The sequence below is a fragment of the Aerococcus sp. 1KP-2016 genome, from assembly GCF_002252085.1.
Taxonomy (GTDB): Bacteria; Bacillota; Bacilli; order Lactobacillales; family Aerococcaceae; genus Aerococcus.
Map to the genome: position 1 here is coordinate 1 of NZ_NEEY01000044.1, position 14,102 is coordinate 14,102.

The following is a 14,102-nucleotide window of genomic DNA, read 5'->3' on the forward strand; positions in this document are numbered from 1 at the left end:
AAGGTGGGGGTCGCGGGTTCGAACCCCGTTTTCCGCTTTGTCTTAACAAGACAAACCATTTAAATATTTTTATAAATATGCCGGGGTGGCGGAATTGGCAGACGCACAGGACTTAAAATCCTGCGAGGGTTAACCTCGTACCGGTTCGACCCCGGTCCTCGGCATTTTTTTATATTTTTGCACCCATGGCTCAACTGGATAGAGTACTTGACTACGAATCAAGCGGTTGCAGGTTCGAATCCTGCTGGGTGCATGTTTTATTTTTATGTACGGGAAATAGCTCAGCTTGGTAGAGCACTTGGTTTGGGACCAAGGGGTCGCAGGTTCGAATCCTGTTTTCCCGACTAACGGGGTAGCTCAGTAGGGTTATCCTATTTTTTTGATTTTTGTTATATAATAAAAGTAATCACATTGGCCGCAATTGTCTTTTTCGCCAATAAATAAGACTTAAGGCCTAGTGGAATTGTTTATAAAAAGTTTACAATGTTTATTGAAGAAGAATAACGTAAATACTGTTATACTGTTTTTAGTAAAGAGAATAATTAGCTTTTTGGAGATGTGAATTATGCTTAGGATGCGATTTCTATGGTGAAACGTCATGAACAGTTTGTCCAACAGCTTATTAACGTGTTAAACATAGTTGGTACGGTAGCCACAATTGCTTTTATGATTTGGGCTTGGCACAAGGGTTTATTGACGGATAAGCAGGCGTTTCTTGATTTTATGAAGCAATTTGGTGTGACAGCACCTATCGTTTTTGTACTCATTCAATTCTTGCAGACGGTGATACCGGTTATTCCGGGATCTGTGACCATTCCGTTAGGCGTGTACATGTTTGGTAACGTGGGCGGATTTATGTGTAACTTGTTACCCATTTTTCTTGGCTCTGTATTCAATTTCTACTTGGCACGTAGATTTGGTCGCAGTCTCGTTCACATTCTCGTAGGGGATAAATATTATGCAAAGGCCATTCACTGGTTAGAAGATCGAAATCGATTTGAGCGCATCTTAATTTTAGGGCTCATTCTACCCTTCATGCCTGCAGATGTTGTATGTTATGTGGCTGGTCTAACAAACTTGTCTTTCAAACGGTTTGTTCAAATCTTAGCGGTCGGAAAACCCGTCACCATCCTGATCTACTCCTACGCAACTATTTTTATCATAGATCTAGCAGGCAAATTCTTTTAAGTTAGGGAGATTCGTATGAAAATCTTACTACATAGCGATATGAAAAAATCAATTAAACAAAGTGGCGTGGGGCGTGCGCAATTGCACCAAGAAATGGCCCTTACGTCAGCGGGCATTCCTTATACAACAAACTATAAGGATGACTTTGATATTGCCCATATCAACACTGTTTTCCCCAATTCATTAATGCTATCCAAACGGGTAAAAGCAGCGGGCAAGCCGGTAGTCTACCATGCCCATTCAACTATGGAGGACTTCAAAAACTCCTACATGTTCTCAAATCAAGCATCGAAAGGCTTCAAATATTGGTTGAACACATGCTACAACTCAGCCGATTTAATCCTGACGCCCAGCCAATATTCCAAAGACGTCCTTGAACGTTACGATATTGACAAGCCCATTCACGTGATTTCAAACGGTATTGATTTGTCTTACTGGCAGGCGAGCGAGGGCGAAGTTCAAGCCATGCGCGCGCGTTTCAAGCTAGCATCAGACCAGAAAGTCGCCATTTCCGTCGGCCTTCAAATCGAACGTAAGGGTATTATTGAGTTTGTCGAACTAGCCAAACAAATGCCCGAGGTAACTTTTATTTGGTTTGGCTACTCAAATCCTTATGCCTTGCCTAAAGATGTGAAAAAGGCGATCAATACCAAACTGGACAACCTTATCTTCGCTGGTTACATTCCGCGTGATGAGGTGCGTGTTGCCTATCAGATGGCGGACGTATATTTATTCATGACGCATGAGGAAACAGAAGGTATCGTCCTTTTAGAAGCCTTAGCCAGCCGTGTGGATACGATAGTGTCTGATTTGCCTGTTTTTGACTATTTAGCAGGCGACAAAGATGTCTACAAGGCAAATAGCCTAGATGACTTTAAAAACAAATTACAGGGATTATTAGACGGTGATTTACCATCACTTTCAAACAGTGGTTACCAACAAGCCAGCCTTAAGAGCATTCAAAATGTAGGGCAACAATACATTTATGAATATCAATATGCCATGGGTTTACTCAAAGAAGAAAAGCAAGAAAGCAACAACTTCTTCGGTACCTTCTAGCAAATATCAAAATCCCGGAACTTGGATGTTCTGGGATTTTTTTTTGTGTGTAGACGTCGGAGGCGCGCATATCTTGGCAAATAGTATCGCATTTTGGTCGGAGACGCGCAAATCTTAGCAAATAGTACCGCAACTTCATAGGACGCGCACCAATATCAATAAATAGTACCGTAATTCTGGATTTATCAACCAGGATAGAAGCAAAAATATATATCATGATACTTTCTATCAAAAACCCCCTCAAACGCGGATTAGACAAGGGCGCTAGTGGTTGGTGTGTAAAAGATGCCTAATCAAATCCATCGTATCTTTATCATTTCGGCCTCTTTTTAATGCGTAATGCAATTGTCTTTGGTAAAATTGAAAAATGATTGAAAAGGGGATAGATATGAAAGCACTTGGATTTGATTTAGACGATACCATATACAACCGTTTAACAATTTATGAACAGACATTTGATTTAATGCAAGTAGAAGGCCGAGAAGCCGGTTATGCTGTTGATGTAGATTTTGCGACATTCAACCATATCTATGCGCAATTTTCAGAAAGTGAATACCAAGCATTTATGACTGGTAAAAAAACCGAAGCGGCCTTTAAAAATGACCGCGTGATTTTGACGTATGCGCATTTTGGTAAGGAAATTGATGAGGACTTAGCCAAGAAATTTAATCAAGCTAAGAATGATTTCCAACACAAATTAACATTATCCGATGAATTAGTAGCTTTAATGGAAGCAGCGATGGTTTCAGGGCAACATTTATTTGTCTTAACCAATGGCTCAACAAAAGCCCAAATTGACAAACTATCAAGTCTTGGCATGGAAAAATACATTCCGCAAGAACGTTGGTATATTTCAGAAGCCATGGGCGTGTCGAAACCACATAAAGCAGCCTTTGATCAAATTGCGCGTGATTTACAAGTTGACCCACACGATATCTTGTTTGTTGGGGATGACTATGCGAATGACGTTGAAGGTGCCATCAATGCTGGGTGGCAAGCCATTCATTTCGCCAAAGAAGAACGTGAAAATACGGTAGCCACGTGCACGACAGACGATTTCTTAGAAATTCGCACCTTAATCACGGGTTTATAAAATCAGCGACTTTAAATCGTACTTTTAAAATACAAAAGTGAACATCTCATGTGAGATTATCTCATATGAATTGGGTCATCAGGACATGCGTTCTGGTGGCTTTTTTCTTTCCAATAGATAAAACAAATATAAGTGCCATTATATGTGACATAAAATGGCAAAATCATGCAATTTATGTAAACTACATTGACATTAAAAACACATTAGTACATGATGAATCCAATTGTACAATGCAAGGAAAAATTTGGAGGTGTTTTATTTATGGTAGCTGGAATGGGATATGCCCTAATTATTGTTTTTATGTTTGTGATCATGCGCAAGAAGATGTCGCCTTTTATTGGTTTGGTCTTCTTACCAATACTCTGGGCCATTGTAGGTCAGGTTTTTGGGTTATGGAATATTGATATTGGCCAGGCTGCTATGGATGGCTTGTTAACAACTGCTTCGACAGGGATTATGCTATTTTTCGCTATTTATATGTTTACCATCATGATTGATGCTGGTTTATTTGATCCCTTGTCTAATGCAATGATTCGCTTTGCTAAAGGGGATCCATTGAAAGTTGCCATAGCAACCGTTGCTCTAACTGCTGCGGTTTCCCTAAATGGGGATGGTACAGCCACCATGATTATTGTGTGTACCGCTATGGTGCCCATCTATAAAAAATTGAACATGTCGTTATTGAACTTAGCTGTGCTAACGATGACTTCACATTCAATCGTCAACTTATTGCCATGGGGTGGACCAACAGCCCGTGCTATTGCCGTTATGGGTGTTGAAACGAATGATGTAATGGCTGGTTTAGTACCGATGATGATTGCTGGCTTGGCTTACATGTTTGTGATCGCTTGGATTTTCGGTTTGCAAGAACGTAAAACGCTGGGTGTGGTGAACTTGTCAGAACAAGAAATGCAATCCATGATGGTCATTGAAGACCCTGAAGCCTTGAAATTGCGTCGTCCGAAAAACGTTTGGATCAATTTATTGATTGTAGTCGCAGTGATTTATGCCTTAGTACAAGGTTCAGTACCGTCTGCCATTATCTTTATGGTTGGGACAGTCTTGACCTTACTCATCAACTATCCAAATCCTAAAGACCAAAAAGAACGTATCGACGGCAATGCATCTGAAGCCAATGCCGTAGTAATGACGGTATTCGGTGCTGGTATCTTCATGGGGATTTTGAATGCAACAGGTATGTCTGACGCCATTGCTAACTCATTGATTGCCATTATTCCTGAGTCATTAAGTAGCTTCTACGACCTAATCGTAGCGATTATTTCAGCGCCAGGTACCTACTTCTTACACAATGATGCCTTCTACTATGGCATGATGCCGATTCTATCCGAAGCCGGCTCTGCATATGGCTTTACACCATTACAATTGACCTTTGCTTCATTAATCGGTCAAGCATTCCATCTATTTAGCCCGCTTGTACCATTCTCATACGTATTACTTGGTTTAACAGGCGTTGAATGGGGCGAATGGCAAAAGAAAGGTCTTGTCGTATCCACAGGAATTTTCATCGTTTACGTGATCACGGCTGCCATTTTTAACCTATTACCGATTTCGCTATAATAGGACTAACAGGATTGGAAAAGGAGTGATTTTTTGGCAGAAGATAAGAAAAGTATCACACTCATTCCGGGCGATGGCATCGGTAAGGAGATTACTGTGGCTGTGAAGCGGGTTGCTCAAGCACTCAACACGGCAATTGTCTGGGATGAAGTGGTGGCTGGTCAAGAGGCTTTTGATCAGACGGGTGAACTGATTCCACAAGATGTATACGCATCACTGGATAAGAATAGGGTTGCTTTGAAGGGTCCAATTACTACCCCGATTGGTCATGGTTTTCGCAGTGTGAATGTGAGTCTACGCAAGCACTACAACTTACACACCAACATCCGACCAATTCGCGTGCTCGGTCAAATTCCAGCCTTGCATCGTGATGTGGATATTGTCTTGTTTAGAGAAAATACGGAAGATTTATATGCCGGCGTTGAAGAGCAAATTTCACCGGATGAAGCACATTCAATTAAAATTATTACACGACAAGCAACGGAGCGTATTGTCCGTGCAGCTTATGAGTATGCGGTTGCCAACGATCGTCATTCGGTAGCAATCGTGACTAAAGCCAATATCATGAAGTTATCAGATGGTCTATTTTTGAAAGTAGCGCGTGAAGTTGCCGAAGGGTATCCGCAGATTGAAACACGCGAAGTGTTGGTGGATAATATGGCCATGCAATTGGTCATGAAGCCACAACAATTTGACGTTATCGTGACGGAAAATCTGTACGGGGATATTTTATCAGACCTGATGGCCGGCTTGATTGGTGGCTTAGGTTTGGTGCCGGGAGCCAATATTGGTGATGATATAGCCATCTTTGAAGCCGTTCATGGTTCAGCACCAGATATAGCCGGAAAAGAAATTGCAAATCCAACAGCCATTTTACTAGCTTTTGCGGACTTATTAGATTATATTTCTTTACAAGATGATGCGAAGAAATTACGCGAAGCTTTGGCACTTGTTTTGTCTGACGCAAATAATTTTACCCGCGACTTGGGTGGAGACTTGTCTACAACAGCATTTACTGATAGAATCATCTCACAATTATTGAAATAACATATGAATATCTAGCTCTTTTAAGCATTGGGTGGGGTAAAGGGAAGTCACTAGTAACCTTTTACGCTACCCTTTTGCTATCTGTTGCTAGAAAAATATTGGAGAGGGGGGGAATTGGTCAAGCTTCTGACAAGCTTATGGATTGACTAAATTGATTGAATTTCGTATGATAAGAGTGATTAGTCAAAATTAGTCAAGGAATAGTATGGAAAATTAGTCAGGCTTGAGGTGAGAAAAATGAAAAATAAAAATATGTCTGATATTATAGAGTCCTATTTGAAACAAATACTCCAACAAGAAGAACATATTGAAATTAGCCGAAGTGAAATTGCTGACCATTTCAAGTGTGTACCTTCCCAAATTAATTATGTTATCAATACGCGATTTACACCGCAAAAGGGGTATATCGTAGAAAGTAAGCGTGGTGGTGGTGGTTATATCCGCATCATGAAACTAGAAATAGTGGATGAAGCTGATTTGATCGACGCAATGGTTGATTTAATTAAAGGTAAAACCAGCCTGAGCGACGCGACTGCTATTATTCAAAATCTATTAGTCAATGAAATTGTTACCGAAAATGAAGCACAAATTATGCACTCTGCAATTGATAAGGATGCCCTTAGCAAAATTGTCAATGCCGATGAAATCAGATCACTGATTTTAGAAGCTATGTTGTTGAAATTAAAATACCGGTAACGAGATAGGGGGACCTTATGAGCGAAATTTACACAGAGAAAGCAAAACAGGCCTTGTTGTACGCTGCTGAAGAAGCAAAGCAATTTCGTCATAAAGCCATTGGAACAGAACACTTGTTGCTAGGATTGTACCGTGAACCTGAGGGAATTGCGCACAATGTTTTAGTGAATCACTTGCCAAGTTACGATGCTGTTAGAGAAGAAGTTGAATTTGTCATTGGTTATGGCCAAGATGAAGCCGATGAAAATCCGATTGAGTTGAGCCGTTTGGTGTACTCACCACGCTCACGTAAAGTCTTATACATTGCTGGCGAAGAAGCACAACGTCAACAAGTAACCCTTGTTGGCACAGAGCATATTCTTCTGTCATTAATTGCAGACCAAGTATTAGCTGTCCGCATTCTAAAAAACTTAGATGTAGACATTGAAAAATTACGCAAGGACATCTACCGTGCAATCGGTCAACGCCCGCCTGTTCGCAACCGCAACAATGAAGCGAACAACACACAACAAGCAGCACGTGGTAGCAAACGTCCACAAAGTGCGACACCAACCTTAGATTCGTTAACGCGTGATTTAACATCGCAAGCCCGCAACGGACAATTAGATCCCGTTGTCGGCCGTCAAAAAGAATTACGTCGTGTTATGCAAGTCTTAAGCCGCCGTACCAAAAATAACCCTGTCTTAGTGGGTGAACCAGGTGTAGGTAAAACAGCCATTGCTGAAGCAGTTGCAATTGCTATTGCGAAAAATGAGGTTGCATCAACCTTAGCCAATAAACGAGTTGTTTCGTTAGATGTCGGTTCTTTAGTCGCAGGTACCAAGTATCGTGGGGAATTTGAAGACCGCGTGAAGAACTTGCTAGAAGAAACTGAAAAAGATGGCAATGTCATCTTATTTATCGACGAGTTACATAGTTTAATCGGTGCTGGTGCCGCTGAAGGTGCTATCGATGCATCCAACTTGATGAAACATGCCTTGGCGCGTGGTCATGTCCAAGTAATTGGTGCCACAACCCTTAATGAATATCAAAAATACATCGAAAAAGATGCCGCTTTAGAACGTCGTTTCGCTAAAGTATTGGTTGAAGAACCATCCGAAACAGATGCGATTGAAATTCTAAAAGGTATCCGTAAAGATTACGAAAAATTCCACCGTGTAGCCATTACTGATGAAGCTATCGAAGCGTCAGTTCGTTTAGGTAGCCGTTATATTGCTGACCGCTTCTTACCAGATAAGGCCATCGATATTATGGATGAGGCGGCTGCAACAGCTCGCTTAGACCACGCTGACAAGGATTCAAGACACCAAACAATTGCGGGTATTCGTACCCAAGTAATGGATCTTGAAAACTTGAAGAAACACTATGTGAATACACAAGAATTTGAGAAGGCTGCTGAAGTACATCAACAACAACAAGCCCTTACACAAAAAATCTTTGATTTACATAACAATCCACAAGTAGAAGAAGATATCAATTACGACCTTGAAATTGGTGGTAAGGAAGTAGCAGAAATTGTCGCAATGTGGACGGGTGTACCCGTGCAACAATTAACCCAATCTGAGAACCAACAATTGTTGACACTTGAAACGCAATTACACAAACGTGTGAAGGGTCAAGACGAAGCTGTGAAGGCTGTGTCTCGTGCCGTACGTCGTGCCCGTTCAGGTATCAAAAATCCAAACCGTCCAATCGGTTCATTCATGTTCCTTGGACCTACTGGGGTTGGTAAGACTGAATTAGCCAAATCCCTTGCTAGCGAAATATTTGGTTCTGAAAATCACATGATTCGTTTAGACATGTCTGAATACATGGAAAAATACTCAACCTCTCGTATGATTGGTTCAGCCCCTGGATATGTAGGCTATGATGAGGGTGGTCAATTGACTGAACAAGTTCGTCAACAACCATACTCAGTCGTTTTATTCGATGAAATCGAAAAAGCGCATCCAGATGTATTCAATATGCTATTACAAGTCTTAGACGATGGTTACATCACTGACTCTAAAGGCCGTAAAGTAGACTTCCGTAACACGGTAATGATTATGACATCTAACTTGGGTGCCACAGCCATCCGTGACGAGAAGACATTAGGTTTCGGTGCCAAACAAGCAAGTGAAGACCATAGCGAAATGGATAGCCGTATCCGTAAAGAATTGAAGCTAGCCTTTAGACCTGAGTTCTTAAACCGTGTCGATGAAATTATCACTTTCCATACCTTAGCGGAAGATCAAATCATCGAAATCGTTCAAAAATTCACGGCTGCGCTTAGCAAGTTGTTAGCAGAACAAGGTGTGAAACTTCGTGTGACACAAGCTGCCAACAAAGAGATTGCAAGCAAAGGTTTCGACAAAGAATACGGTGCACGTCCATTACGTCGTGTCATCCAACAAAAAGTGGAAGATCCAATTGCAGAAATGCTGATTGCTGGTCGTATCCAAGCTGACGATGTGGTAACGGTCGGCGCCCGTCAAGGAGAATTGTACATCCGCGTGAAACATCCGGATGGCCAAGAAGACACTGATGACGTCAAAGACTTAATCAAATCTGGCAAATAAATTGATATAGAAGATTCAACTGGGCCATCCATTTGGTCCAGTTTTTTTGTTGAATTAGTACATGTAAGACATGTTTGTGCTCGGCACAAACATACATTTCGATTTCTTTTGGGCTGTGACTTATTGTGTTCAAATAAGTCATAGGTTTGTTTGAAGAGAGGCCTATTGTGGTCAAATAAGTCACAGGTTTGTTTGAAGAGAGGCCTATTTTTCCAAGATAAGTTACTTATTGAGGATCGTACATTGAAGAGACGCATAAACTTGGGCATGGGCTCCAAAATGCGAAGATCATGATGAATGGAGATTCGGTGCAAAACTGTGTCTTATCGTTTTTTGCGGGGGATTGGATATGTTATAATATATATAACAATTAAAGGGAGTGATTTTCATGGAAGAATCAACTAAAAAAGGTCTTATCGCATTAGGTGCGATTGCAGCTATCGCTGGCATTGCCGCAATTGCTTTATACCAAGAGGATAAAAATGCTGCAGTAAGTAGCCTAATTGATGATGCCAATCGTCAACTACGTCACACACGTCGTGAATTGGCACGCAAAGCTGATGAAGTATCGTTTTTACCAGATCGCTCTTTCGCTGATAAAGCTAAAGATTACGCGGCTGACGCCGTAGATTTTGCAGCTGGCCAAGTAAAACGTCACGTAAAATAAACTTAAATGGAAATCCCTCATGTCGACTGCGGTCGGGGTGGGGGATTTTTTTGCCCAATTATAAAATATTTAACAAAAACACGTATTTTCTTCATCAATTTAAGGATAATGTTACAAATGAAAGAAGCCTGGTTTTTGCAGGTCACATTGTAGCTATTGAACCCTTCGTATATACCGCATAAGAAATGGGTGAATCCTGATGAAAAAAATCCTAGCACAAAGTTTATTTGCCTCAGTCGTAGGCTTATCAATTGCCGGCGATATCTATTACACGCTAGTGAAACCAAATATCGACAACACCGATGCCTCTCTTGAAACCGACACTGCGAGTGCAGCAACCACAAATACAAGTTCAAGTGAAACGGTCACTGAAACCACAGATACTAGCGGAACTACTGCCACAGCAACGGATATTGCTAATGCCGACACAACAGAAACAACAGATACATCAAGCAGCGAGACGTCGAGCTCTGCCTATACAGATGGTACTTACACTAGTGATACTGTAGCCACACCACACGGGCAAATTCAGCTGCAAATTACCATTACCGATGGCCATTTGGCTGACATTACAACCCTGGCATATCCAAATGAAGAACGCCAATCTGAATCCATTAACGCCCAAGCCTTGCCAACCTATATTGAAGAAGCCATCACCGCAAAAAGCACCGACATCCAACAAATCTCTGGCGCAATCGAAACCTATGACGGCTTCACCGAATCACTGCAAGATGCCTTAAACCAAGCCCTAAGTTAAACTTTTGGAAAAGGACGGACAAAGTTCAAGCGAACCTGATCGTCCACATAGACAGCTAAACCATCACTAGTCATCTACCAATCCACCAAGAAAGCGTGAACCCTATGAACCGAGCGGATATTCATCCTTACAGCTATCAAACCACAGTCCTAAACCATATGAATATCCCTTTTACAGTACAAGTCGTTGTGGCCAATACGGAAGCTGAGAACCCAATCTTACATCAGATCTTTGATGACACCATTCAAAAAATTGACCAGGAGCTCGCCCTAATTGATGAACGATTTTCACCATATAAGGCGGATTCCTGGGTGAGTCGGTATCCACGTTTTGAAGGGACGGTGCCAGAATTCTTTTTGTATCCGGATTATACGGCAGTATTGACCTTGACCACGTGGGCCAAACAAGTGACGAATGGCGTATTTGACGCCTTTAAGACGGGTGTATACAATCCAATGGTTCTGGTGAAAGGGTGGGCCATAGAGCGCGTCTTCACGCGTTATTTGAAGCCCTTGGTGGATGATCATAGTGTAATTGCGGCTACAATAAATGGCGGTGGCGACATGATGGTAGCTAGTCAAGCAGCTAGTGACTTCATCTGGCATGTGGGCATACAAAATCCGGCCAATCTACAAGGCTTAATCGCTAAATATGACCTAAAAAATGGGGCGGTCGCTACATCCGGTCTCAATAAACGTGGCGACCATATTTGGCTCGATGCGGGTCAACATCCATATTAACAAGTGACCATCTACGCGGATTCCCTAATCAAAGCTGACGTATGGGCCACAACCGGCATTGCAGCCGATAGCAATGACTGGCGCCAGTTGGTTGCTGATCATCAACTAAGCGGCACAATGGTCGATACAAGCGGACAAATCACAAGTATACAAGCAGGAGCGTGGCGCACATGACCAAAAAATTTTAACTCTACAAAAATTTAATCTGAGCGGTAATCTTATTCACCTTGTTCCTACCCCTAATCGTCGCCGTAACCAACGGCATTAACCCTCTATATCGGGGCACGTTAATGTCCATCGACTTAGGCATTTACGCCTACGTTTGGATGTTAGCCCTCATATTCCTCTCCACGCGACCAAAGTAGATTGAAAAGACGATTGGCCTACCAGACATGTATCTCATACATGGATTAACGGCCACGATGGCCCTCGTCTTATTGGATTTGCATTCGACATTTTTACAGACAGATGGACTAGCAAAACTAGCAGGGAAGATATCGTTTTTGATGTATAACGGTCTGGTAGCCTATGCCCTGATTTTCCTAGCCGGCTGGTTAACGAGCCGTGTGCCACTACTCAAATGGATCAAGCAACTCTTGGCGCCCATCTTTACCCATGAAGTAACCATTTGGATTCACCGCATCTTAATTATCGCAACCGCTCTGATTTTCGTACATGTATTCGCCGTCGACTATATCAGTGAAATCAACAATTTTATGTTGCTATTTATCCTCTATACCATCATCGCCTTCGCTGGCTACGCGATGAAAGGATTGGCGTAGGCCAATCCTTCATTTTTTGTTTGGGTTGCTATCTCTGGGAAAAGCACACTTTTTCGCTAGAAGGGGGTACTATTGTTGCTGGTAGTGCGTTTATGCCAAGAGAGGGGGCTACTATTGAGGGAAATAGTAGCTGTTATCGGCCTATATTACAGGGTATATATACAATTTGTGTTGCAGGACATGATAGCTTTACGGGCTTGGCGATTGGGCCAAAAAATACTTGGCGTAATTTGGCTAAAAATATACAAATTTTGTTTATCATATGTGCGACCATATACTAAATTTGATAAACTAGGTCAGATAAGAAAAAGGCTGTTATTTTCACCCTTGACAAGACTTGCGAGTGTGATAATATGAAAAAATGTTCACAAATAAGTTGAAAGCTTTCAGCATAAGACTTTCAAATATAAGTGATATGTATTACACTGAATATAGTGTACATGTACAAAATAGATTATAGGAGAGCGACCATTATGACAAAATCACAAGGTTTTATCAAAAATTTCATGTGGGCCATTATTTTATTCGCCTTGCCACTACCGTTAACATTCGCTGTTTCAAATGGTATTGATCCATATTATCAAGCTTCAATGTTACCAATTAACTTAGGTATCTACGCTTATGTTTGGATGTTAGCTGCAATTTTCTTAGCTTCTCGTCCACAATGGATTGAAAATACTATTGGTTTACCAAGTAAATTCATGAAAAATGGTTTAGCTGCAACTATGGCATTAGTAATTGTTGAATTACATGCTACTGGTTTACAAGCTTTAGGTTTAGCTGCGGTTTCTGGTCAAGCTGCCTTCATGATGGTAAATGGTTTAGCTGCTTACGCTATTATCTTTGCTGTTGCATGGTTAGTGAAACGCGTTCCTGCTTTACAATTTGTGAAAAAAGCATTCGCACCATTCCAATCTGCTAAGGCTGCAACTTGGATCAACGGTGCAGTAGCTGCGACTGTTGCTGTAACTTTTGTTCACGTTGCGTCAATTAGCTACATCAATGCAATTCCTGCATTTATGTTCCTATTTGTTGCCTATACATTAGTTGGTTTTGCACCAGCTGCTCGTTCGCTTGTTGCACGTATTGCCCAATCACGCGAAGCTAAAGCAACTAAATAATTTTATTTATTTGTATAAGAAAAAGCTCTGAACTTCAGATATAGTGGACCCCAAAAGTTAGACTAAATTTTATGAGAGTTGACCGATTGGTCAGCTCTTTTTTAATACATGCAATTTGGCTTAATTCCTGTTGTCGACAATATTCTCATTAACTATAAAATTAAATCCTAAAGCAAGTAATGTTGTAGTAAAAATTAGTCTAATGATTTTCATTTATTAACCCACCCTTTTCTATTTTTAGTCGTTAACATCTATAAAAATAAATCCTAATCCATGGTCAACTATAGAAACTGAGTTCAAATCTTTTTTAAAGAATGTCTTGTTACTAAGTACAAAGCTTTTCTGCTTATCATTTTTTAAGCTTTGAATAAGACTTTCTAAATCTCCATATTCAATAGTAAAAACCTCAATAAAATAATCGTTATAACATATATCTATTTCAACTACATCTTGAACAGTCACGAACTCCCCTCCTAACTTGTAAAGCGCTTCCATTTTTTTAGTATAAAAAAATTTATTGCATAAAGATAGCCCTAATTTTTAGTGTCAGTTTTGAATCAACTAATATAGACGTATAACGTACATGCTTAGGTATCCAGCTTTTCAAACCTCAACCCAAAATAAAAACCCCCTTAGACATTTATAGTGGACTCCAAAAGTTAGAGTAAATTTTATGAGAGTTGACCGATTGGTCAGCTCTTTTTTAATACATGCAATTTGGCTTAATTCCTGTTGTCGACAATACTTCTCATAAATTTCAATCTGTCAAGAGTAGTAGCGGAGCGACTCTTGATAGATTGAAACTTTATGTGAAAC

Annotated in this window: 14 protein-coding genes and 3 tRNA genes; 16 read left to right on the forward strand and 1 reads right to left on the reverse strand. The window is 40.9% G+C overall.

The annotated features are described in order from the left end of the window. Positions 1 to 79 precede the first annotated feature (79 nt). The 16 genes from B9P78_RS07615 to B9P78_RS07690 all read left to right on the forward strand — a co-directional run bounded on the left by B9P78_RS07615 (position 80) and on the right by B9P78_RS07690 (position 13,286). Positions 80 to 164: transfer RNA gene (locus B9P78_RS07615), tRNA-Leu, on the forward strand. Positions 165 to 179: 15 nt separating this feature from the next. Then, a tRNA-Arg gene (locus B9P78_RS07620) sits at positions 180 to 253 on the forward strand. Between the two features lie 17 nt (positions 254 to 270). Next, positions 271 to 344 (forward strand) — tRNA-Pro (locus B9P78_RS07625). Positions 345 to 585: 241 nt separating this feature from the next. Then, positions 586 to 1,188, forward strand: coding sequence for a TVP38/TMEM64 family protein (locus B9P78_RS07630; protein WP_094518895.1), 603 nt, complete (start codon positions 586 to 588; stop codon positions 1,186 to 1,188). Between the two features lie 15 nt (positions 1,189 to 1,203). Continuing rightward, entirely contained in the window at positions 1,204 to 2,247 is a 1,044-nt protein-coding gene (locus tag B9P78_RS07635) for a glycosyltransferase (RefSeq protein ID WP_094518896.1), read from the forward strand. A gap of 388 nt (positions 2,248 to 2,635) precedes the next feature. Continuing rightward, a complete protein-coding gene (locus B9P78_RS07640) occupies positions 2,636 to 3,340 on the forward strand; it encodes an HAD family hydrolase (protein WP_094518897.1) in 705 nt (234 codons plus the stop codon). 261 nt (positions 3,341 to 3,601) lie between these two features. Further along, positions 3,602 to 4,918, forward strand: a complete 1,317-nt coding sequence (locus tag B9P78_RS07645; protein ID WP_094518898.1) for a CitMHS family transporter — start codon at positions 3,602 to 3,604, stop codon at positions 4,916 to 4,918. Positions 4,919 to 4,951: 33 nt separating this feature from the next. Then, positions 4,952 to 5,965 (forward strand): isocitrate/isopropylmalate dehydrogenase family protein, encoded by a 1,014-nt coding sequence (locus B9P78_RS07650; RefSeq protein ID WP_199445755.1) that lies wholly within the window; start codon positions 4,952 to 4,954, stop codon positions 5,963 to 5,965. Positions 5,966 to 6,202: 237 nt separating this feature from the next. Beyond that, positions 6,203 to 6,661, forward strand: a complete 459-nt coding sequence (locus B9P78_RS07655) for a CtsR family transcriptional regulator (protein ID WP_094518899.1) — start codon at positions 6,203 to 6,205, stop codon at positions 6,659 to 6,661. Positions 6,662 to 6,678: 17 nt separating this feature from the next. Further along, positions 6,679 to 9,219, forward strand: a complete 2,541-nt coding sequence (locus B9P78_RS07660; RefSeq protein WP_094518900.1) for an ATP-dependent Clp protease ATP-binding subunit — start codon at positions 6,679 to 6,681, stop codon at positions 9,217 to 9,219. 388 nt (positions 9,220 to 9,607) lie between these two features. Further along, the gene (locus B9P78_RS07665; protein WP_094518901.1) at positions 9,608 to 9,886 is read left to right on the forward strand and encodes an arginyl-tRNA synthetase; all 279 of its coding nucleotides are present in this window, start codon (positions 9,608 to 9,610) and stop codon (positions 9,884 to 9,886) included. Positions 9,887 to 10,085: 199 nt separating this feature from the next. After that, positions 10,086 to 10,643: an FMN-binding protein gene (locus B9P78_RS07670; RefSeq protein ID WP_094518902.1), complete on the forward strand. Its 558-nt coding sequence runs from the start codon at positions 10,086 to 10,088 to the stop codon at positions 10,641 to 10,643. 104 nt (positions 10,644 to 10,747) lie between these two features. Next, positions 10,748 to 11,383 (forward strand): FAD:protein FMN transferase, encoded by a 636-nt coding sequence (locus B9P78_RS07675; RefSeq protein WP_094518903.1) that lies wholly within the window; start codon positions 10,748 to 10,750, stop codon positions 11,381 to 11,383. A gap of 3 nt (positions 11,384 to 11,386) precedes the next feature. Then, positions 11,387 to 11,557: a hypothetical protein gene (locus B9P78_RS09815; RefSeq protein ID WP_158520586.1), complete on the forward strand. Its 171-nt coding sequence runs from the start codon at positions 11,387 to 11,389 to the stop codon at positions 11,555 to 11,557. A gap of 248 nt (positions 11,558 to 11,805) precedes the next feature. After that, positions 11,806 to 12,165 (forward strand): hypothetical protein, encoded by a 360-nt coding sequence (locus B9P78_RS07680; protein ID WP_094518904.1) that lies wholly within the window; start codon positions 11,806 to 11,808, stop codon positions 12,163 to 12,165. Positions 12,166 to 12,638: 473 nt separating this feature from the next. Beyond that, complete coding sequence (locus tag B9P78_RS07690) at positions 12,639 to 13,286, forward strand: hypothetical protein (RefSeq protein WP_094518906.1); 648 nt, start codon at positions 12,639 to 12,641, stop codon at positions 13,284 to 13,286. 237 nt (positions 13,287 to 13,523) lie between these two features. Here B9P78_RS07690 and B9P78_RS07695 read toward each other — a convergent pair whose 3' ends face one another. After that, positions 13,524 to 13,748, reverse strand: a complete 225-nt coding sequence (locus B9P78_RS07695; RefSeq protein ID WP_026465862.1) for a hypothetical protein — start codon at positions 13,746 to 13,748, stop codon at positions 13,524 to 13,526. Between the last annotated feature and the right edge of the window lie 354 nt (positions 13,749 to 14,102).

Coding starts and splice junctions, on each gene's coding strand:
- B9P78_RS07690 (WP_094518906.1), top strand. CDS start 12,639: ATGACAAAATCACAAGGTTTTATCAAAAATTTCATGTGGGCCATTATT.
- B9P78_RS07645 (WP_094518898.1), top strand. CDS start 3,602: ATGGTAGCTGGAATGGGATATGCCCTAATTATTGTTTTTATGTTTGTG.
- B9P78_RS07640 (WP_094518897.1), top strand. CDS start 2,636: ATGAAAGCACTTGGATTTGATTTAGACGATACCATATACAACCGTTTA.
- B9P78_RS07655 (WP_094518899.1), top strand. CDS start 6,203: ATGAAAAATAAAAATATGTCTGATATTATAGAGTCCTATTTGAAACAA.
- B9P78_RS07630 (WP_094518895.1), top strand. CDS start 586: ATGGTGAAACGTCATGAACAGTTTGTCCAACAGCTTATTAACGTGTTA.
- B9P78_RS07680 (WP_094518904.1), top strand. CDS start 11,806: ATGGCCCTCGTCTTATTGGATTTGCATTCGACATTTTTACAGACAGAT.
- B9P78_RS07660 (WP_094518900.1), top strand. CDS start 6,679: ATGAGCGAAATTTACACAGAGAAAGCAAAACAGGCCTTGTTGTACGCT.
- B9P78_RS07665 (WP_094518901.1), top strand. CDS start 9,608: ATGGAAGAATCAACTAAAAAAGGTCTTATCGCATTAGGTGCGATTGCA.
- B9P78_RS07670 (WP_094518902.1), top strand. CDS start 10,086: ATGAAAAAAATCCTAGCACAAAGTTTATTTGCCTCAGTCGTAGGCTTA.
- B9P78_RS07675 (WP_094518903.1), top strand. CDS start 10,748: ATGAACCGAGCGGATATTCATCCTTACAGCTATCAAACCACAGTCCTA.
- B9P78_RS07635 (WP_094518896.1), top strand. CDS start 1,204: ATGAAAATCTTACTACATAGCGATATGAAAAAATCAATTAAACAAAGT.